Genomic DNA, 21,572 nt, shown 5'->3' on the forward strand with positions numbered 1-21,572 from the left:
TCAGAGGTATTTGGTGATTTCTTTAAACTCACGGATAACGTCGGGGGAGACTTCACCATCAGCCTTCACTGCGTGATCCAGACAGTGGTCAAGATGGTCATGAATGAGCGTTTTTTTTGCATTAGTCACCGCTTTCTCAACAGCCTGAAGCTGTTGGGCAATATCAAGGCATGTTCTACCGTTTTCTAGCATCTGGATTGTGCTGTTCAGGTGACCAGCAGCACGCTTAAGGCGCTTAATAATCTCCGGGTGCGTTTCATGTTGGTGCATATTTATATCCTATGGTGGGGGATAGGATAAGAATACGCGATTCCGACAGGAAGTACATCTGTCGTTGAGGATAAATGAGATAAGTCATGTGGAGGTAAGGTGCCGTGAACCTGGGTTGAAACCAAGACGAGCAAGATAAAGTCGGGGAAAAGTACTTCTTCGCGATAAATAATGAAATGGGCGCTCCAACTTTCACGCCATCTGAGTGCGAAATGACAAAAGCAATACGCTGACTAAGAAAAAGCTGAATTTTGATTAATTAATGCATTTTGTCATACAGTTAGAGCTTTATCTTATTTTATGATGGAAGGTTATTTATGTATGTAAAACACTCAAAACATGATTTTTATAATTTTTTTTATCACATATAAAAAAATGTTGGATTTACAATTTATCGGTATGATTTATATTCATCACATTAATTTATACCCAAGTGATTTTAGTTATACCCCAAATAATTCAAGTTGATTGTAGGCGGTAACTAGGGTGAATGACAAATCTGCTTGGCAGATTTGAAAGGCGCTTGCGGCGGCCCCGAAGGGGTGAGGCCCAGCATGGGCCGAGTAACGCAGCCAACACCCAAGCAACTTGAATTATCACGGGTAGATAGCTCGGTAAAAAATACTGCGGGCTGTAGACACAGGGATGGGCATAAAGCCAGCAATAGGCAGTTTGAATGGTAAAAGGTACTAAATAAGGATAACCTTATTAATTAAGTGCCTAATAAAAATTTTTGATACTCAAAAATACAGTGTCATTCAATAAATTATTTTAAGTCGACCTTTAGTGGAATAATGATTCCTACCCAAATAGAGGTGTTTATTTAAGATAATGCCAATACATCCCCATCGATATTCCTTCAGTAGATAGAATAACTGCTTTCATTCAGGTTGAAATTATAACCTGTTGGTCGGCTTTTGTTTTATGAAATTACTGGTTATTTAAAATCCCCAAACAGATCAGGCAAACGCTTTTGCTTGTTCTGTAAGTATGTCGTTTCGTTTCAACTTATCTATAAGGCAGTCGCATTGAATAAGTATAAATTGTCCTCTAGCTACAAGCCAAAGGCCCTCAAAAAATCTCGGATATCTATCCTGTTAGCCTGGGCGAATATCGTTACGCAGGTGGCATTCCCACTCAGCCTGGCCTATACCCCAGCGGTCATGGCGGCTCAAAAATCCCATACCGAGGAAGAACAATCGGTGGCTAATGCCGCCACCCGTCTGGCCGGTGTGTTAGCCAGCGGTTCCCCCACCAAGCAGGCTGAGTCTATCGCCCGTGGCGTCGCTTCCCATACCGCAAATGACGCCGTAGAAGGCTGGTTGAAACAATTTGGTTCGGCCAAAGTACAGCTTAATCTGGATGACAAACTTAACCTGAAAGGGAGTCAACTGGATGTTCTGTTACCGCTGGAAGATACGCCAAGTCTGATGACCTTTACCCAACTGGGCACGCGCTACATTGACGATCGCGTCACGCTCAATGCCGGTGTCGGGCAGCGTCATTTTATCGACCAGCAGATGTTTGGCTATAACTTCTTCCTCGACAGAGATCTTCAGGGTCACCACTCGCGTCTGGGTCTGGGTGGGGAATACGCACGCGACTACCTGCGCGTTGCGGCCAACGGCTATTTCGGTATCAGCGGCTGGAAAAACTCTCGCGATCTGGACGGATACGATGAAAAAGCCGCCAATGGTTTTGATATCCGGACCGAAGCCTATCTGCCTTCACTGCCTCAAGTGGGCGGTAAACTGGTTTATGAACAGTATTTCGGTGAGGAAGTCGGTTTATTCGGCAAAGATAAGCGGCAATCCGATCCTGCAGCGGTCACTTTCGGCGTCAACTACTCGCCCATTCCTCTGGTGAGCTTAGGGGTCGATCACAAGCAGGGAACCAGCGGAATGGAAGACACCCGCTTCAATCTCTCCTTCAACTATGCGTTAGGTACGCCACTGTCACAGCAGATCGATCCGGCCAACGTTGGCGCGAAGCGCACGCTGGCGGGCAGCCGCTACGAGTTGGTTGACCGCAATAATCAAATTGTTCTGCAATACCGTGAACAGCAGTTACTCAGTGTGGCGATGGATGCGCTGATCCAGGGCGATTCAGGCCAGACCGTTACACTGCCTGTCAGGGTAAATAGCAAAAACGGCATTGCCTCGTTCGAATGGCAGTCTGACCTGCTGACGGCTGCAGGCGGGAAAATCGTGCCTAACGGCAGTGGGTGGCAGGCGGTGTTGCCAGCGTATAGCCTGCTGGGCAATAACAGCTACCCGATCAGCGTGACCGTCGTGGATCAATCAGGCAACCGTTCCGAGCCTGCGAAGGCAGAGCTGGTGGTGACCGGGTTCGGCGTTGCGGCCAGCTCCGCGCTGGCGATTAAGAATGCCCGTTTGCCCGCAGACGGTCGTTCCACCACCCAGGTTGAGTTATCACTGAAAGACGGCAGTGGGCACCCCATCAGCGGGATTGCCGGCCAGATAGCGCTCAGCAGTGAGTTCCAGGCCCCTGGCGCTGCCAACAAAATCAGCCCGGCATCCGCCGCCGTTGCACAACCCATCGCTCATCAGATCGGTGAGATCACTGAATCTACCGACCGCCCAGGCACCTATCTGGCGACCTTTACCGCAGGCAGCAGCGCGGGCGTTGTGAAGATCGAGGCCAAAATTTCCGGCACGACGATTGCCGCACAACAGGCTACCGTGACGCTTCTGGCGGACAGTGCGAGCGCCACGATCGATAAGAACGGCCTGTCGGGTAACATGGGCAGCACCCTGGCTAACGGTACCGATGTGAACACCGTGCAGTTACCGGTGAAAGATGCCAACGGCAACCCGATCGCCGGTTATGAGGTGGTCTTTACCGTGACCAATCCTGACGGCACCACCCGCCAGCAAACGGTGATCACCGATGAGAACGGTATTGCCACCTTGCCGGTCACCAGTGACAAAGCGGGCAATGTGAAGGTCGAAGCCAACGTGGGTGGCGTGACCAGCAGCACCGAGCTGAAGTTTGTGGCTGACACCAGTTCGGCCAAAATTGACCAGAATGGCCTGACGGCAGGGACCGGCAACACCTTGGCCAACGGCACCGACGTCAACACCGTGCAGTTGCCAGTGAAAGACGCCAACGGCAACCCGCTCCCGGGTTTTAACGTCACCTTTACCATCACCGATCCAGACGGCACCACCCGGCAGCAGACGGTGACCACCGATGCCAACGGTATTGCCGCTTTGCCGGTAAGCAGTAATAAAGCAGGCAGCGTGAAAGTGGAAGCCAACGTGGGCGGCGTGACCAGCAGCACCGATCTGACGTTTGTGGCTGACAGCAGTACTGCAATTATCGATCAGAACGGCCTGACGGCAGGCACCGGCAACACCCTGGCTAACGGCACTGACGTGAACACCGTGCAGTTACCGGTCAAGGATGCCAACGGCAATCCGATTGCCGGTTATGAAGTTACCTTTATCGTGACCGGTCCAGATGGCATTCCCCGTCAGCAGACGGTGACTACCGATGCCAATGGTATCGCCACATTGCCTGTTACCAGCGACAAAGCGGGCAGTGTGAAAGTGGAAGCCAACGTGGGCGGCGTGACCAGCAGCACCGATCTGAACTTTGTGGCCGACAGCAGCACCGCGAGCATCGTTCAGAACGGTATGACCGCAGGCAGCGGTGATACCAACGCCAACGGCACTGACGTGAACACCGTGCAGTTACCGGTGAAAGACGCCAACGGTAACCCGATCGCCGGTTATGAAGTTACCTTTACCGTGACCGGTCCAGATGGCATTCCCCGTCAGCAGACGGTGACCACCGATGCTAACGGTATCGCCGCTCTGCCTGTCAGCAGCACCAAAGCGGGCAGCGTGAAGGTGGAAGCCAATGTAGGTGGTGTCACCAGCAACACCGAGCTGAACTTCGTGGCAGACAGCAGCACCGCGGTTATCGATGAAAATAGTATGACGGCAGGCACCGGTAATACGGTGGCCAACGGCACTGACGTGAACACCGTGCAGTTACCGGTGAAAGACGCCAACGGCAATCCGATTGCCAGTTATGAAGTTACCTTTACCGTGACCGGTCCCGATGGCATTCCCCGTCAGCAGACGGTCACCACCGATGCTAACGGTATCGCCACATTGCCTGTTACCAGCGACAAAGCGGGCAGTGTGAAAGTGGAAGCCAACGTGGGCGGCGTGACCAGCAGCACCAGCCTGAACTTTGTGGCCGACAGCAGCACCGCGAGCATCGATCAGAACGGTATGACCGCAGGCAGCGGTGATACCAACGCCAACGGCACTGACGTGAACACCGTGCAGTTACCGGTGAAAGACGCCAACGGCAATCCGATCGCGGGCTATGAAGTCACCTTTACCATCACCGGTCCCGATGGCATTCCCCGTCAGCAGACGGTGACCACCGATGCCAACGGTATCGCCACATTGCCTGTTACCAGCGACAAAGCGGGCAGTGTGAAAGTGGAAGCCAACGTGGGCGGCGTGACCAGCAGCACCGATCTGAACTTCGTGGCCGACAGCAGCACCGCGGTTATCGATGAAAACGGGATGATGGCAGGCACCGGTAATACGGTGGCCAACGGTATCGATGTCAACACCGTAGAATTACCGGTGAAAGACGCCAACGGCAACCCGATTGCGGGCTATGAAGTTACCTTTACCATCACCGGTCCCGATGGCATTCCCCGTCAGCAGACGGTGACCACCGATGCCAACGGCATTGCCGCTCTGCCAGTCAGCAGTAATAAGTCAGGCAGCGTGAAGGTAGAAGCCAACGTGGGCGGCGTGACCAGTAGCACCGATCTGCAGTTTGTCGCTGACAACAGCACTGCGGTTATCGATGAAAACGGCATGACGGCAGGCACCGGTAATACGGTGGCCAACGGCACCGATGTCAACACCGTGGAATTACCGGTGAAAGATGCCAACGGTAACCCGATCGTGGGTTATGAAGTTACCTTTACTATCACCGATCCAGATGGCATTCCCCGTCAGCAGACGGTGACTACCGATGCCAATGGTATCGCTACATTGCCTGTTACCAGCGAAAAAGCGGGCAGTGTGAAAGTGGAAGCCAACGTGGGCGGCGTGACCAGCAGCACCGATCTGAACTTCGTGGCCGACAGCAGCACCGCGGTTATCGATGAAAACGGGATGACGGCAGGGTCCGGTAATACGGTGGCCAACGGTATCGATGTCAACACCGTAGAATTACCGGTGAAAGACGCCAACGGCAACCCGATTGCGGGCTATGAAGTTACCTTTACCGTGACCGGTCCAGATGGCATTCCCCGTCAGCAGACGGTGACCACCGATGCCAACGGTATTGCCGCTCTGCCAGTCAGCAGCAATAAGGCGGGCAGCGTGAAGGTAGAAGCTAACGTGGGCGGCGTCACCAGCAGTACCGATCTGCAGTTTGTCGCTGACAGCAGCACTGCGGTTATCGATGAAAATAGTATGACGGCAGGCAGCGGTAATACGGTGGCCAACGGCACTGACGTGAACACCGTGGAATTACCGGTGAAAGACGCCAACGGTAACCCGATCGCCGGTTATGAAGTTACCTTTACCGTGACCGGTCCAGATGGTATTCCCCGTCAGCAGACGGTGACCACCGATGCCAACGGTATTGCCGCTCTGCCAGTCAGCAGCAATAAGGCGGGCAGCGTGAAGGTAGAAGCTAACGTGGGCGGCGTGACCAGTAGCACCGATCTGAGTTTTGAAGCTGATGTCAGTACGGCACAAATCAACGCCACCAACGGGTTGGTGCTTGAAACAGCTGGAACTACGATTGAAACGCAGGTCGATGGCGATACGCCAACCGAGCTTTCTACCCATGAGCTGGTTGTCACAGTGACGGATAAGAATGGCAACGTGATCACCGGTAAGGCGGGGGCCATGGCTGTGACCTTCACCAGCACTGGAAGTGCCAAATTTGTCGGTAACAGCACCGTCTCTATTGATGAGAACGGGCAGGCTAAAATCGGTATCGTCGACATGGCACAGGAAACGGTGACGGTCAGCGCCAAGTTGAATGGGCAATCGTCTAACAGCGTACCGGCAAGCTTTATAAACGTGTTGAAAAACATTGAATTAAGCAAGCAGGATATTACGTTAACGAAATATTTCTCTACCAGCGTGACCGCGCAGGCGAAATATTCAAACGGTTCAACGACGGATATTAGCAATACGGGCGTGTGGAAGAGCAGTAACCCGAACATCATGGTTGATGCTTTAGGCAATATCTCATCCGCCAGTGAAAGTGAAACCGGTACCGTGTCTATCACCTTTGGAGGGATAACAGCGCAAGCTAACGTGACGGTTATTGTCGCCAAGACGAGCGCAGTTATTGGAACTCAAACGGCCTATACGACACTAATTCCGAAAGAGAAATACCCGACGATGACATTCCGTAGCGGAGCTGTTGTTGACGCGATATATTCAAGCGGCAAACTGATTGCCGGTGGTAGCGGTGGTGTAAACACATCTGATCTGCTCGACCTGAACAAGGTGAAGTGGATCACTGGATACAGCGCTATAGTACCAGGCATAGATTCTGTGAATAAATTGTTGCAACAGCTGTCATGGAACGATGGAGCTAATCACACGGTAGGTTCATCAACGGGGACACAGTATACCGCTACGATCACCGACGAGATCTACGGGATTATCGTCTATGCAACAGGCGCGACAGGCTCTGCCAATGCCTATGTTTCTGGTATTCAGATCATCTATAACTAAGATCTGAAGTTGAAAAGATAACCGGGCCTGATGATAAGTTGTATTTCATTGAGCCCGGTATCTACCAAGAACAAATAGCTTTATTTTAGTAACGGCAGTTTTGAACGTTCAGGGTGTGTTTTGGCGAAGGCACCCTAAACGTTCTTACTGCCGTTTTCCGTGTTTTCGTTAACTTCATGCCGGAGAACTTGTTCTCCAGGAAACGGTGGTCATCGCAAAACTATATGCATTGGCGGTTGCCCTAGCATTGCATCAACCTTGGCAATTCCTGCGCTGGAAGATCGATGGCCGCACGAAGCTTCGATGGCATTTGAGGCCTGAGCGCAAAAGCATCGTAAAGATATTCCGGGTTGTTCTGGGGCGTGATGTCTTTTCGGCCGCAAGAGCGTTGCCGAGCCCGATATTATCGAACCGAACTCTTTTGTCAGAAGGAGAGTGCTCTGATCCTAGTGGCGGCCAAAAGTTCGATGCCAGCATATTGCTCGGTGGCATTGCGTCCAGAGAAAAGTCACATACCGTATCGGAATTGCTCGAAATCAACGACGCCGGAAGAGCGTACTTGAGACAACGCCGAGCCATACTGTAGCAACAGGTTCAGTTGGTAGTCGATCCTTGCCCGCAGTAGTTGCTCATGATCGTCGGCAGGAAGCGGAGTTCTCAGCGTATTGTTAGCATCACGTACGATAATATGGTCCGGGAGGTAGCAGATATGGTTGTTTTTATAACCGCTGCTTCGCAATTCATGGATCGGATAAGCGCCGCCCATTCCCGATGATACGCTGACCAACAGTGCTGGTTTATGACCAACATATTCTGCTTCGCAGAGTAGTAGGAAGTTTTTCAGCATCGGCGGTGCCATGCCGTTCCACTCTGGGGTGACGATGATCAATGCTTCAGCATTGATCAATCGTTCATTGCACTCTTTAAGCACTGACCATTTCTGCACATTCGTTTCCACATCTTCGTCCCACAAGGGCAGGTTTATTTCAGCTAAATCGAGCATATCGACAAAGTGTTCTTTCTGCTGGAACTGGTGAGCAATATAATTTGCCACATTACGGGAGTTTGATTGCTTGCGATGGCTGCCTGTCACGATAGCGATATTCATTACGGTCTCCTTATTTTCTGCGGCCGATTAGCATAAAACGACCACAACATTAAACTGATAGGGGCAGTGGCGCTGATAATCAGAACATAGGTCCAAGCATATTCGTAACTTTCCTGGAAGAGGATGACGACCAGTCCGGTTGCAATCACGCGGTTAATCAAGGTGAATAACTGGCCGGTCGAAAAAACGCGCCCGATTTTTTCGCTGTCTATTTCAGTAAGAACGACATTCTGGCTGCTTATACGTGATGCGGAATTGAATAAACCAAGGAAGAAAGCCCCGCATAAAATCACTGGCAAAGTGGGGGTGCTGGCGATCAGTAAAACCGTCAAGACGAAACCACCGGTAAAGAGGTGAACCAATTTTCTCGCAGAGAATTTGGGCGCCAGCCAACCCAGCAACAGGCTAACTAAAATGGCGCCCAGGCCATAAATGATGCCGAAGGAAGCGTAAGATTCAATCGAGGCATGCAGCACTTCGTGCATAAATGGAGCCTGAATAACGTTAACCACCATGATACAGACAAAGGGCACTGCGCCTACCAGAAGATATAAAATGATATTCCGGTTTTCTCGCTGGAGCTGAATAAGCGAGCTTTTGGGTATCTGATTGTTTACAGGAGAGTCCCGTTGGTAAGGAATTGCTAGCAAGATAAACAGAGAGATGGCAATCAGCGTGACCAGCAGCACAAAGATAGTATCATAGCTCAAATATGACGATACAGAGATGACTAATAGCGCAGAGATCAACGTTGATGCTTGCGATTCCATCTCAAGAAGGGAGTTGGTTCGTGATAGATAATCACCGCTGAATATATCTTTAATAAACCCCTGCCGAGCGATATAGAAGATAGCATAATAAAATTGAATGACAAAATAGGAGGCGACTAAAGGCAGCATAATGCTGAAAGCGAAGTACCGGCTGCAAATAGCCAGGATGAAAGCGATACAAATGATGACATTGAGCACCGTGAGTAGATTTTTTCTATTGAATTTGTCGACCAGCATGCCGAACCATGGCGTGACGAATATAAGCGTCAAGGAAGATATTGTAGCCATTATCGCCAATAGTCTGGGTTGCTCACCTTCATTACTTATATACCAAGGGATGATATACATCCCTATGCTTACGGCGACCGAGGAGAAGAAATTGGATGCTATCAGTAAGGTTAAGCAAGTATTTTGCGACAAGTTCATGAGTATTACGCCATTTTCAACTGTGTGCCGGGTTTTATCTGCTCATTATGTAGTTCGTATTGTTGAAGATAGCCTGAGCGACCTAAAGTCGCAAATATATTGTCGTTGATATGTAAAATGTTTTTCATATAGTCCTCGCTGTTATAGACGCTGTCTAACTGAGTCGCGGACAAACGGTCATAGAGCCAAATTCTGCGGTTGTAAGTGATGAAAACGATATAGTCATCGATGAAAACAAAATCCTCCACCGTGTTGTCATTAGGGCTGATAAACTCAACATGGTGTTGCCACTGTTCATCAAAGAAGATTTTATGAATAGAACCGCTGTAAGAAATATAGAGCGTCTGGTTATCAAACCACTTGAGGCGTTTTGGCAAGCGACAGTCGGTGGTTTCAATGACTCGATTGTGCTCCAGGTCATATAAATAGATTTTGCCCAGACGTTCCGCAAAAGCCAGCGTAGCGCCATTTGGCGAAACGCCCAGCGACCAAATCGGCTCGTCCCCTTGATGAAGAGTGGTGATCTGACCGTGGTGATATTGGTAGACGGTGCCGTCTTCGCTAGCTAGATAGCAGCACTGGCGCTGCGGACAGTAACAGACGTCACGAAAAGCGGTGGGCAAATCGTGCCTCGTGCTGGTGCCGTTTTGATTGACAATGATGCCCCCACGACTCATCACGGCGATAAAGTCGTTATCTTTCATAGGGACAATACGCTTGATGTATCCACTGTCCGTATCCGTTAAAGGGTGCTTAGTTGGGCGGCCTAGTAAGGCTTCACCCTCTTGCAGTGGGATGCGATACAAGTAGCCGCGTTCACCGGCGCAAATGATTTCGCCTTGGTGGCGATAGGCCGTCCAGATGGCGTCTGGCGTATTCTTTATCATCGCCAGCGTTTCCCCCGACAAGATATCGCTTTTAAGTAAACTGCCGTCGCGATTTTGCACAATGATGATGCGATCGCTATTTTTAACGAATTTTGTCCACCGTAGTTTGAATGCCGCTGTCAGTGCTATTCCCGTGCTTTTCAGCGAATCAAGATCAATGCGGTAAATTCGTCTGTCAAAGCTACTGGCCAGGCAAATTTTCTTGTCGTGGCTGAGAGTGACATGCTCCATATCGTCATGTGCGAAGACTTCGCCGTTGCGATAGGTCAGTTGCCCGCTTTCATTGATTTGCAATTCCAATACGCGACGTGAGTCGCAAGCGACAATGTAGCGATCGTCTCCCAGCGGTTCGAACCAATGCACGGTTTCTGTGAGTTCCTCGGGTTTGATGCTGTTTTGCAGCTCACCGTTGGCGATTAGGCCAATAGTGCCGCCAGTGCTGCCTGCAAGCAGATAGTGGCCTGAAGATGAATAACAGAGCGTTGCAATATCTTCTTCGCATACGCGCACCTGGGAAAGTTGTACCCCCGTGAAATCCAGTTCGACAACGGCACTGTTGCCACTACGTGTGGCTATCTGCGCTTTGGTCGGATGAATAGCGATGGCCTGAGAGGTTGAATGAAAGATGCCGAAATCGTCTGGCCCAATGCCGCGGACTGAGAATAGGGCGACGATGTTGAGGCGATAGCTGGCATCATAGCGCAGAATGGATACTTTCCTGTCACCGGATAAGCAAGCCAATAACTTTCTTTCTGGAGAAATGGCAATCGCTTCAATCGTTCCCCAATGGAGTTTTTGTCGCATACTTACTGTGAATGAATCTACAGGTATAACTAATATCTCGCCGCCTTTCGTTCCGGCAAAAGCAATATTCATTTCCCGGTCGTAGGCGAAAGCATTAATGTTCTCTTTAGACATATCGCATCCTTTGGTAAGCAGCGCCAATATTGATAAATGGTGAGCAGGATCACCTGCTCACCATTTATGATTAACAAAAAATACAGAGATTACTTCACAGAACGAATAGTTTTCTGAGCACTGATAGTCTTAGGCACAGCTTCAGTTTTGATGATTTTCATGTAAATCTCCTAAATTTATGTCGAGTTGCAATTAGCATGACCTTTTTCATGCTGCAATCAGTATTACTTAATGTGCTCAAGGATGTAAAACTGTTGAATTTTACAGGACGGTATTGTTGTGTTTACCACCACTTTTTCTTTAGCTGTTTTTTATTTCATTTTGTTTGGTTTTGCGTTCTGCTTCTGATTCATTTTTTGGTTTTTTATTCCACATGATGGTTTTTCATACCATTTATTCTTTATGGTATCTCTCCTGTCAATACTGACAGTTATTTATTCCATAATACTGGCTTACTCTCTTTTCGATGATCTCTGAGGAGAATAGTTATGATGACAATCAGAAATAAGATAAAAATTTTCATCACGGACAATAAAATAACGTCGTGGTTTTATAGCTTCAATAACATTGATTGTGAGGCGCTTCTTATTCATATCCCAAAGCAGAATAAAGGGGGGGGCGAGATTGTATCACATGGTACTCCTTATCTTCGTATTCACTCTCAATGTTTAACTGGTGATGTTTTCGGTTCTAAACGTTGTGAATGTGGCAACCAGTTGCACGAATCGATAAAAATCATGACGGAACAAGGTGGTTATATTGCCTACTTACCTCAGGAGGGGAGAGGCATAGGGCTCTATAACAAGCTTGATGCTTATGCATTGCAAGACCAGGGTTATGACACGTTCCAGGCGAATACACTCCTTGGGTTCCCTGAGGATGCCAGAGAATATCATTGTGTCTCTGAGATGCTGTTGACTGTGGGAATAGAAAAAGTATTTTTACTGACGAATAATCCGGATAAACACCAAGCGCTAACCGATACCGGCATCGTGGTTGAAAAAGTTGTTTCCACGTCGTGCTTTATGGGGCGCGATAATCAGAAATACATACAAGCAAAGGCGGATATCGCTAAACATGCGTTCGGGAAAGTTGTTTCTATATAATAGCATCAGGAGATGACTATGTATCACACCAGTCCGATTAGCGGTATAGCAACAAACAATGTTTATGTTGCCACTGCCGGTTATGACAATAAAGTAATTCTCTGGGATGCTGAAACGCATTTACCTCTTTCTGTCAGTTATCATGACCATTTAGCCAATCAGGTGACGTTTAGTCCTGATGGCTGTTTCGTCGCATCGTCAAGCAGTGATTACAGCCTACGTATTTGGAGAGTGCCGGATCTGCAACTTTATGCGGTCATGCGGCACGATGATGACGTTGAGGGCATCAGTTTTCATCCGACTCAGTCCTCGATAGCGACGGCATCTCGCGATCGGAACGTTCGTGTTTTTGATCTGCACGGTAAGTTGTTGGTTAAATTCTCGGGACACACTGCTGATGTTATTTCTGTTGAATGGAAGGATGAAGATATATTGGTTTCCTGCGGGGATGACGGCACGATTCGCTATTGGAGTCTCTCTCAACAAAAACAAATCGCTATGATTGATATGGCCGGAGTGGAAACGGATACTCTGAGCCTGACGAAAGAAGGGCTGCTGGTTTCTGGTGATGACGAGGGCCGTATCACGATATTCGATGGGCAAGGCCGGCAGGTTTCACAAGTGGAAGCGCATCAATCAGGCGTCAAACGTTTGATTGTTAAAAATAACACGGTCATAAGCTTAAGTTATGATCGGTATTTCAGAATATGGAATTTAGGGCGTGACGGATTAAGCTTGGTGCACCAAGATAAAATACTGCCGCAAGTCTGGCCGCGTTCCTGTGACATCGTTGGGGATCGCTATTTGGTATTTGTTACTTTTGGCGATAGATACGCCACTTATGATTTAGATAAGCGAGGGTGGGTGGAAAATGAAATTAAGGATACTCACGGAATTAATGCAGTTTATGCCTATGGTGACGATATTATTTTTACCGGTGATGCTGGTAATGTGGTGCGCAATGGCAAGGTCATCAACCAGCTTCCCTCACTGTGTAACTTTATTATTCAAGTGAATGGCGTGGTGTTGCAAGGGGGGCAAAATGGCGCTGTTTATAATGGTGAAACTGGAGAGATCGTCTATCAACACCATTCCCCGTTGAATTGCCAAGCGGTGCTGAAACATCCCGAAGGCACCTTTGCCTTAGTGGGCGCGTATACCGGAGAGGTGATTTTATTGCGCGTAGATGATAACGGGTATGTGAGTTGGGTGAAGAATATCCAGGCGCATAAGAACGCGATAAAAGGCATGGCGACCCATGGCGCCATGCTGTTTACGGCTTGCGCAGACCATACCGTGGCTACCCAAGATTTAACGAATCTGGCCCAGCCAGCATTATGCTATGTCGGTGAACACGACATGATTGTGAACGGCTGCGTGGCGTTAGACAACGGTTTTGCCTCTATCAGCCGCGACAAAACATTACGGTTGTGGAGTCTCAAGGGCGAGCAGCAAATTATTGCTTCACCGCACCAAAACTCGATTAAATGCATCAGCTATGCGCCCGGCAATAATCTGATTATATCGGGCGACTACCGGGGAACCATTGCTATATATGATCTCACGCAGCAGCGTTGGGTCATGATGAAAAAGGTTTCTACTGCCGGTATTTCCTGCATTGTTTTTGATGCCACAAACGGTCGTTTCATCGCCAGCAGTTACCTGGGTGAATTGCATTTTATTCACGCGGATGCTTTGAGTCGTACAGGGGGGATGCATGCGATCTATGCGTGACATCAATCAGTTGTCTGACCGTGAAGCGATGAGGATGGAGCCATACTTCTATGCTTCCGAGCTGGATAACCTTGATGTCGTGACGGCATCATTATTCCGTTGTGCTACCAGCGATCTTGTCGGCATCGTTGAAGATAAATGCCGCCCTCTGACGGTGCGCTATGCCGCCGGTTTATTGTTGGCATTACATGGCGATCCGCGCATCAATACTCTGGCTCCGACTATGGTTACACTGTGCGAAGCGGAAGTGGTGTTAGGGCGTGATGCGGAGCAGGTCGATAGGATATGGAAAGAATATGCGGGGGTGGGGGTCAAACGGGAGTGGATCGCCAAGGAAGTGCCAGCATATCGTTGCAGAATCAAGCGGTTCAACTTAGCGAAGTATTGCGTCACACATCAGGAATATCGCGAGTTTTTGCTTGATAGCCGTTATGAAAGATTACCTGCTAGCTGGCTGTTCGGTAAATATCCTACTCATTTTGCCAATCATCCGGTGAATTCACTGGCTCTGGAGGATTGTGAAGCCTACTGCCGCTGGCTGTCCGCCAAAACGAATCGTGCATTCCGTTTGCCGACTGAGGCCGAATGGGAGTATGCCGCCAGCGGTGGCGTTCGACGAGAATTTCCCTGGGGAGAAAGCTACCAGCGCGATTATGCCAATACGTTGGAATTGGGGTTGCTGACAACTACGCCTGTCGGCATGTTCCCTAAGGGAAACTCAGAGTTTGGTTTGGCTGATATGGCGGGGAATGTGGAGGAATTTACCGCTACGCCTTATCTGCCATACCCTGGTGGCAAGATAGTGGATGACGACCTGTTTCAGTTGGATGAGCAAGCGCCTTATCGGGTTGCGCGCGGCGGCAGTTTCACCCGACATCATGATTTGGCTCGCTGCACCAGGCGGCATGGGGCGTATCCAAAAGCCATTTATGTTATGGGTTTCCGGTTGGCTGAGGATATTAAGGCACCCTGATTTTTGTGTGGCTGCTGCTTGAGAACAGCTGTGGCGTGATCGCGCCGGACAACAAAGCATGCGTGATGGTCTGGTAGCGATTCTGGGTACCGAACTTTTCGGATATGTTGTTCAGATGAAAAACAACGGTACGATCGGAACAGCCGATGATCTGTGCGATTTCCCATGAGGTTTTGCCTTCACAAGCCCAGAAAAGGCATTCTTGTTCGCGTTTGGTCAGTTTGATGGTTTGTCGCTCGAGAGCTTGCATCATTTTTTCGTGGATGTAAGGCGTTATCGCCAAGATCTCTTTGATGCAGCGCGCATAGTCTTCATGGCAAGGATTTTCGTCAACTGCGTTGATGCTGATAATGCCCAGTGCGCTGAGCTTCCCTCTAAAAGGGATGCTGAAACCAGGCCCAATGCCAAAGCGCAATGCGTTTTTTAACACGGCTTTGCCATCGGGGTGAGCATCTGTTAATAGCTTATGCCAATGGATTGGCGTGCTGAATGTTTTCGCATAAGCCAGTATGGGATCGTAATCATGGTAATTGTTTTCATCATAATGTGTTCGCCATTCTTTAGGATAGTTTTCAATGACTAAGCGTTCCGTTTTGGTAAGTGAGCGGGAAAGAAACATAGTGATGCTAAAGAATGTGAAACCACACGAGATGATTGATTTTTTAATTGATTGATTTATATCATAATTATTATCATCTAACGAATCAAAGGCACCTTTCATACATCGGTTTCCTTTTAGTTAAAATAAACCAAACAATTCATTAACATTTGCGTTAATAAAATGCAAAGGAAAATATAATTAAAGGTTAAAATAAAATAATGTGTTTAGATGGGTGGTTTTTTTATTATATTTCATGTGGATAGATTTTTTTCAGTTTTATTACCTCGAATAGCTATTTATTTTTTGTGACTAATATCACTATTCGCTAAGTATCCAATAACAGAATTCATTATTTTTTATAATTGGTATCTCATGTTTGGATATTTTTATAAGAAAATAAACGTCAGGTTTTGTGGGAATTACCGCGCAAACGAGTTTTTTGACGGGCAGACATTCATTACTATGCTGGTGAGTAGCTGTAACACGGAAACGACTGCTATCTATATGGGAACCATGATGGGTAAAGCACGGATTTGTAGTGGATCAGTCAGTTGTCGGATCTCTTTCAGTATCCTCATAGCTTGCTTACAAAGGGGGACGAAGTGCTTACGCTTCATTTTGGCACCACGAGTTGAATGTTTGACGTTTTCAATCGCTTCACGCTGTTCGGGTATCACCCATAACTTACTTTTGAAATCAATTTCTGACCAGCGAGCGAAACGAAGCTCACTGGAACGAATGAAAACTTCAAGATAACCAAGTGCCTCAACCTTTTTCACCGGAACCAGCAAGTCACCCGTATCCAGTTCAGCAATATCTTTATCGCCAATAACCGGGAATACATAGGTTTCAAGACGTTTCCATACGGCATCAGCGTAATCTTCTGACCATTTGGTTTTTGTAGAGAACCAAGCTTTAGCTACAATACTGAAAGAGCGTGTCTTATCACGCTTGGCTTTTAGCTCTTTAACCTCTGCCTGTTTCTTTGCATTAGGGTCAATGCCCTGAGCAAGAAGCCTTCTGGCCTCATCACGGCGTTGTCTTGCGTCAGAAAGAGAAACAGCAGGGTAAACACCAATAGAGAAGAGTTTTTGCTTCCCTTCGAAACGATAAGCCATTTGCCAGTATTTCGAACCTTTAGGGGTAACACGAAGGAACATACCAAAGCCATCAGTTAGCTTGTATTCCTTCTCAAGGGGTTTTGCATTTTTTGCTTTAATATCAGTCAGTAACATGAAAACATCCCCTCGATTGTTGGTAAAAGGGAAATCGAACCAGCATTACCAACATTTCTACCAGCAAATGGGTATGGCTTCGAGTGGTTTTTAGTGAACGAGGGTGAACGTGAAAGAAGGGATAACCAACTGATAGAAATACAGAAAGCAGACGTCAGTGAACGTCTGCTTCCCTTAAATTGGCTCCTCTGACTGGACTCGAACCAGTGACATACGGATTAACAGTCCGCCGTTCTACCGACTGAACTACAGAGGAATCGTGTGAACGAGCAAAATCATAACGGTGGGGCAGAGCGAAGTCAAAGGCGGATTACGCATTCTGTGACTGTTTGCCTACAGAATGCGCAACTTGTTGAGATTTTGGTAAATTTAGCTGATTGAGTGATGGTTAAAACGCCACTGGCAATATTTATTGGCAAGTAGGATCGTTTCAAGTACTGAGCGGAAATCCCCCGTTTTATCCAACGGGGGCTGTGCCGTTTATTCGTCGGTTAACACGAACATCCCGAACGGGTGAATTTGCAGATAATAACTGTCTCCTGGTTCCGGTTGCAGTTGGGTCGCGTTGACCTGCAGCAACAGCGGTTGTTCGTGCCAATTCACCAGCACTTCATATTGCGGGCCCATGTAGGCCACTTTGCTGATGGTGCAGCGTTGGCTAGGTTCGCCCTGCTGGCTGAGTGTGATCGCTTCCGGGCGGACACCGACCGTGCATTGCTGTAACTCAGGAGCAAAACCGTGCGGGCGCGGCACCTGGTAGCCAAAGATCTCTACGTTGCTGCCGGTGATGGTGGCTGGGAAGATGTTGGCATCGCCCATAAAACTGGCCATAAAACGGGATGCAGGGTAACGGTACAGCGTTTGTGGGGCACCCAGTTGCATGATTTCGCCCTTATTCATCACCAGCACGCTGTCTGAAACGGCAAAGGCTTCGCTTTGATCGTGGGTAACATACAGCGAGGTGATGTTGAACTGTTGCTGCAACTCGCGGATTTTCTCGCGCATGCTGCGGCGCAGGTTAGCATCAAGGTTACTCAGCGGTTCGTCAAAGAGCAGGACTTTGGGTTTTAGAATCAGCGCTCGGGCCAGGGCAACACGTTGTTGCTGACCGCCGGAAATCTGATCGACATAACGTTCTTCAAAGCCTTCCAGATCAACCAACATCAACGCTTCACGTACCCGATCGCGGATCTCAGCCTTGGGCCTGCCTAACATTTTCAGACCGTAACCGATGTTATCGCCCAGTGACATATGCGGGAATAGCGCGTAGGACTGGAAGACCATACAAATATCACGCTGCTGAATGGAGCGATCGGTCACGTCTTCACCATCGATAAAGATCTGCCCGCTGCTGGGTTTTTCCAACCCGGCGACCAAACGCAGCACCGTGGTTTTGCCACAACCGGAAGGGCCAAGCAGCGTCACCATTTCGCCGCGTGGGATAGCCAGGCTCAGATCGCCAATCACGGTGTTGTTGCCAAAGTGTTTGGCGACATTTCGCAGTTCAACAAAGTGCTTTTTATTTTGATTGTCAGACATATTGTTCATCCTCATCTGCCGCCTATCAGGCAGCATTCCGGGCTTTGGATCGCGCCACACGCGCTTCCCCAACCAGGGCATCAAACAGGAAAATAATCGCCAGCATCACCACGATCAGAATCGAGCCATAGGCAATCGCCACACCATATTCACCGTCTTCTACCCGGTTAAGGATGTAGGAAGTAGCGACGCGCGTATCCGGCGTTACCAGGAAAATAATGGCGCTGACAGTCGTCATGGCACGTACAAAGCTGTAAACCAACGCCGAGAGAATCGCCGGGCGCAGCAGTGGCAGCAGGATATACAGCACGGTGCGCAGTGAACCGGCGCGCAGGCTGAGTGAGGCTTCATCCAGCGATTTGTCCAACTGCCCCAAACCGGCGATCCCCGCACGGATCCCAACCGGCACGTTGCGCATCACCATGGAGATAATCACGATGGCTGCGGTGCCTGTCAGATAAACCGGCGCACTGTTAAACGCCAGAATGTAGGAAACGCCAGCCACGGTGCCGGGTACGGCAAAGCACAGCATGGTGCTGAATTCGATCACCTTTTTGCCACGGAACTGTTGGCGTACCACGATGTAGGCAATCAACAAACCAAAGATGGCGGTAATGGGGGCGGCAATCCCGGCATATAGCAAGGTATCGAGCAGAGAAGGCCACGCGCCGTCGCTGAATCCCTGGCCGAACAGCTTGCTGAAATTGTCCAGCGTCAGGGTGTAATCCACCCCCCAGTTGACGGTAAAGCTGCCGTAGAAAATGCTGCCGTACAGCAACAGGTTAAAGGCGATCCAGACGTACAGCATCAGTGACACGCCCCATACCAGCAGAGTTGGCAAAGGTTGCACGTCACCATGGTTCGACTTGCCAGAAATGGTCACGTAGGAACGTTTACCGATCCACATGTATTGCACACAAAACACCAGCAGCGAGAACAGCAGTAAGATCACCCCTAGCGTACTGGCGGCCTGATAATCAAGCTGTGCGCCGGTAATATAGAAGTAAATCTGTGTAGCCAGCACGTCGAAGTTACCGCCTAACACCAATGGGTTGCTGAAGTCGGCGAGCGATTGCACGATAACGATCAGGAACGAGTTGGCTAATGCGGGTTTCAACAATGGCAGGAATACCTGCTTGAAGGTTTGAAAGCGGTTGGCACGTAGCGTGTAGGAGGCTTCCTCCAACGAAGGGTGAATGGTCTTGATGGCACCGTCGAGGATCATAAATGACATCGGGGTAAAGGCCAGTACCTGCGCCAGCCAGATGCCGGTAAAGCCATACAGCCAGTTAGTGTTGGTCAGGCCGAACCAGGCCACCATCAACTCGGTAATGTAGCCGGAGCGCCCCATCATCAGGGTAACGCCTAACCCGACAACAAAAGGCGGTGTGACGATCGGCAGGATCGAAAAGACGCGGCCAATCAGCGCTGAACGGCGGGCAATACGCGTGGTATAAATCGCCAGCACCATGCCGAAGAACGTGCAACCCATCCCTACCGCGACAGACAGTAAGAAGGAGTTCCAGATCACCTGCAGGATATGGGCTTGCCCGAGGATCTGCATAAACGCCAACGGGGCGAAAGCGCCGGTATCATCGGTGAACATCGGGATAAAGATAGCGATGCTCGGATAAATGATAAACAGGGTGATGAGCGCAATCACTGCGACTAACGACCCCAGCACGAAACGATCGCCTCCCAGCCATTCCAACCTGGAGAGCGCCAGCGTGATCACTGCACCCAGCGCCAGCAGCAATGGCAGGGTGGCGAACCCCATACCGCTGCCGGTTAAGGCGGCACTGACAAACACCAGCACGCCACAAACCAGTGCGTAACCGGCATCAAACAGGTGGCGAGCGCGTTGTTCGCGGCCAGCGGCAATTGCTGGGCGTAGCATCAGCAGCAGCGGTGCGGAAAACCAAATCAGTGCCAGATCGGCATGCGACCATCCATAAGCAGCCAGCAACTCTTCGCGGGTAGCCTCCAACAGTCCGTAGTCCAGGCTATAGGCAGGCAAGAGTAAGAACCCGGCCAGTGCCAGCAGCAACCAGTAGAAAATAGGATCCCGTCCCTGCACCGAATGCAAGGTAATGGCTTCAGACATGATATTCCCCGGAATTAACTAAAATGAGACGGGCGTGGGTATAAACACGCCCGGTCTGGGTAAGGCAGGATCAGTTGCCCATCTTCACATCGCTCACCCACTTGGAAATCAGCTTTTTACGCATCTCGGCTGCACCGTAGGTGTCCATGTCATAATCGATCAGCTTTAGTTGATCCAGTTTCAGCGAGTTAGGGGAGGTTTCTGCCGTAGTATTGGTCAGAATCTGGTAAGACTGGCCTTTCTTCCACGAGAGTTCCTGGGCTTCTTTAGACAGCGCCCAGTCAACGAACAGCTTGGCATTTTCCATATTACGTGCATTCTTGATGATGCTGATGCCGCCAATTTCATAACCAGAACCCTCGCAGGGTGAAATCAGCGTCAACGGTGCGCCTTTCTCTTGTTCCAGTGAATAGTCATGCAGGAAACCAATACCGATGGCGATCTCACCGCGTGCGGCGTTGCGAGCCGGAGCGATGCCGGATTTGGTGTACTGCGAGATATTGCCGTTAAGCTGTTTCAGGTAATTAAAGGCGGCTTCTTCGCCCCAGAGCTGGGTAAAAGTGGCGAGAGCGGTATAAGCCGTGCCGGAGCTTTGCGGATCGGCAATCTGGATCTCCCCTTTGTAGATTGGGTTGGTCAAATCTTTCCAGCATTTAGGCACTGGCAGATTCTTTTCTTTAAGGCGATCGTTGTTGACACCAAAACCGAGAATGCCGATATAGACCGCAGAAGAGTAGTTGCCTTTGCGCTTGGCCGGATCGCGGAACTGCGGCATGATTTGCGCCAGATTGGGTGAAGCGTAAGGCTCCAGCAGATCCATTTCCCCGGCTTGTGATTGTGGATCCAGCGTGCCGCCGTACCAGACGTCGGCCTGCGGGTTCTTTTTTTCTGCTTCCAGCTTGGCCAGCGTGCTGCCGGAACCATTGCGGATAAAGCTGGTTTTAACGTCGTATTTCTCCCCGAAGGCTTTGGCTTCTTCTTCGCACATGGCGTTGGTGGCGCTGCAGTAGATAACCAGGCGCCCTTTGGCGTGTGCGGTACCTGCCAGCGTAGCCAGTGCCAGCGTAGTGGCCAATAAGGTATTCAAAGGTGTTAATTTCATCATCAGGTCCTTTTTGTTTTTGTAGGGTAAAGCGAACT

The 21,572-nt window shown here is 49.4% G+C and carries 12 protein-coding genes, 1 tRNA gene and 1 pseudogene; 4 read left to right on the forward strand and 10 right to left on the reverse strand.

The window, feature by feature from the left end; all coding sequences use genetic code 11:
* Positions 1–270 carry a metal-sensing transcriptional repressor gene (locus IV04_RS12365; protein ID WP_037393698.1) on the reverse strand — a complete coding sequence of 90 codons (270 nt, stop codon included), beginning with the start codon at positions 268–270 and terminating at the stop codon, positions 1–3.
* A gap of 1,028 nt (positions 271–1,298) precedes the next feature.
* Between IV04_RS12365 and IV04_RS26095 the strand changes: the two genes are divergently transcribed.
* Positions 1,299–7,031, forward strand: coding sequence for an inverse autotransporter beta-barrel domain-containing protein (locus IV04_RS26095; protein ID WP_051916780.1), 5,733 nt, complete (start codon positions 1,299–1,301; stop codon positions 7,029–7,031).
* A gap of 508 nt (positions 7,032–7,539) precedes the next feature.
* On the opposite strand, the gene IV04_RS12375 is transcribed toward IV04_RS26095, so the two are convergent.
* The 3 genes from IV04_RS12375 to IV04_RS12385 are packed head-to-tail and all read right to left on the reverse strand — an operon-like array spanning position 7,540 to position 11,140.
* Positions 7,540–8,139 (reverse strand): NADPH-dependent FMN reductase, encoded by a 600-nt coding sequence (locus IV04_RS12375; RefSeq protein ID WP_037404398.1) that lies wholly within the window; start codon positions 8,137–8,139, stop codon positions 7,540–7,542.
* Entirely contained in the window at positions 8,139–9,335 is a 1,197-nt protein-coding gene (locus tag IV04_RS12380) for an MFS transporter (protein ID WP_037404399.1), read from the reverse strand. Before IV04_RS12380 ends, IV04_RS12375 begins: the two co-directional genes overlap by 1 nt.
* Positions 9,336–9,340: 5 nt before the next feature.
* Complete coding sequence (locus IV04_RS12385) at positions 9,341–11,140, reverse strand: WD40 repeat domain-containing protein (RefSeq protein ID WP_037404401.1); 1,800 nt, start codon at positions 11,138–11,140, stop codon at positions 9,341–9,343.
* A 488-nt stretch (positions 11,141–11,628) separates the two neighbouring features.
* Between IV04_RS12385 and ribA the strand changes: the two genes are divergently transcribed.
* From ribA to IV04_RS12400, 3 genes are read left to right on the forward strand one after another with little or no spacing between them, the layout of a single operon-like run.
* Positions 11,629–12,246: a GTP cyclohydrolase II RibA gene (gene ribA / locus IV04_RS12390; RefSeq protein WP_037404403.1), complete on the forward strand. Its 618-nt coding sequence runs from the start codon at positions 11,629–11,631 to the stop codon at positions 12,244–12,246.
* Between the two features lie 18 nt (positions 12,247–12,264).
* Positions 12,265–13,980 (forward strand): WD40 repeat domain-containing protein, encoded by a 1,716-nt coding sequence (locus IV04_RS12395; protein ID WP_037404405.1) that lies wholly within the window; start codon positions 12,265–12,267, stop codon positions 13,978–13,980.
* Positions 13,964–14,953, forward strand: coding sequence for an SUMF1/EgtB/PvdO family nonheme iron enzyme (locus tag IV04_RS12400; protein ID WP_037404407.1), 990 nt, complete (start codon positions 13,964–13,966; stop codon positions 14,951–14,953). Before IV04_RS12395 ends, IV04_RS12400 begins: the two co-directional genes overlap by 17 nt.
* Here IV04_RS12400 and IV04_RS24700 read toward each other — a convergent pair.
* The 6 genes and pseudogenes from IV04_RS24700 to IV04_RS12430 form a co-directional block, all read right to left on the reverse strand.
* Positions 14,940–15,674, reverse strand: coding sequence for a LuxR family transcriptional regulator (locus tag IV04_RS24700; RefSeq protein ID WP_051916781.1), 735 nt, complete (start codon positions 15,672–15,674; stop codon positions 14,940–14,942). The two genes, IV04_RS12400 and IV04_RS24700, sit on opposite strands and share 14 nt — an antisense overlap.
* Positions 15,675–16,099: 425 nt before the next feature.
* Positions 16,100–16,789: pseudogene (locus tag IV04_RS12410) on the reverse strand (tyrosine-type recombinase/integrase); the annotation flags it as partial.
* Between the two features lie 180 nt (positions 16,790–16,969).
* A tRNA-Asn gene (locus tag IV04_RS12415) sits at positions 16,970–17,045 on the reverse strand.
* 224 nt (positions 17,046–17,269) lie between these two features.
* On the reverse strand, positions 17,270–18,328 hold the full coding sequence (gene fbpC / locus IV04_RS12420; RefSeq protein WP_197062214.1) for a ferric ABC transporter ATP-binding protein: 1,059 nt from the start codon (positions 18,326–18,328) through the stop codon (positions 17,270–17,272).
* A gap of 25 nt (positions 18,329–18,353) precedes the next feature.
* Positions 18,354–20,432 carry an iron ABC transporter permease gene (locus IV04_RS12425; RefSeq protein ID WP_037404410.1) on the reverse strand — a complete coding sequence of 693 codons (2,079 nt, stop codon included), beginning with the start codon at positions 20,430–20,432 and terminating at the stop codon, positions 18,354–18,356.
* Positions 20,433–20,502: 70 nt separating this feature from the next.
* The gene (locus IV04_RS12430) at positions 20,503–21,534 is read right to left on the reverse strand and encodes an ABC transporter substrate-binding protein (protein WP_037404426.1); all 1,032 of its coding nucleotides are present in this window, start codon (positions 21,532–21,534) and stop codon (positions 20,503–20,505) included.
* Positions 21,535–21,572: the final 38 nt, after the last annotated feature.

Origin of the sequence: Serratia sp. Ag1, assembly GCF_000743355.1 — a bacterium.
In the GTDB taxonomy this organism is placed as follows: Bacteria; Pseudomonadota; Gammaproteobacteria; order Enterobacterales; family Enterobacteriaceae; genus Chania.

Coding starts and splice junctions, on each gene's coding strand:
- IV04_RS12430 (WP_037404426.1), bottom strand. CDS start 21,534: ATGAAATTAACACCTTTGAATACCTTATTGGCCACTACGCTGGCACTG.
- IV04_RS12400 (WP_037404407.1), top strand. CDS start 13,964: ATGCGATCTATGCGTGACATCAATCAGTTGTCTGACCGTGAAGCGATG.
- IV04_RS12395 (WP_037404405.1), top strand. CDS start 12,265: ATGTATCACACCAGTCCGATTAGCGGTATAGCAACAAACAATGTTTAT.
- IV04_RS12385 (WP_037404401.1), bottom strand. CDS start 11,140: ATGTCTAAAGAGAACATTAATGCTTTCGCCTACGACCGGGAAATGAAT.
- fbpC (WP_197062214.1), bottom strand. CDS start 18,328: ATGTCTGACAATCAAAATAAAAAGCACTTTGTTGAACTGCGAAATGTC.
- IV04_RS24700 (WP_051916781.1), bottom strand. CDS start 15,674: ATGAAAGGTGCCTTTGATTCGTTAGATGATAATAATTATGATATAAAT.
- IV04_RS12425 (WP_037404410.1), bottom strand. CDS start 20,432: ATGTCTGAAGCCATTACCTTGCATTCGGTGCAGGGACGGGATCCTATT.
- IV04_RS12380 (WP_037404399.1), bottom strand. CDS start 9,335: ATGAACTTGTCGCAAAATACTTGCTTAACCTTACTGATAGCATCCAAT.
- IV04_RS12375 (WP_037404398.1), bottom strand. CDS start 8,139: ATGAATATCGCTATCGTGACAGGCAGCCATCGCAAGCAATCAAACTCC.
- IV04_RS12365 (WP_037393698.1), bottom strand. CDS start 270: ATGCACCAACATGAAACGCACCCGGAGATTATTAAGCGCCTTAAGCGT.
- ribA (WP_037404403.1), top strand. CDS start 11,629: ATGATGACAATCAGAAATAAGATAAAAATTTTCATCACGGACAATAAA.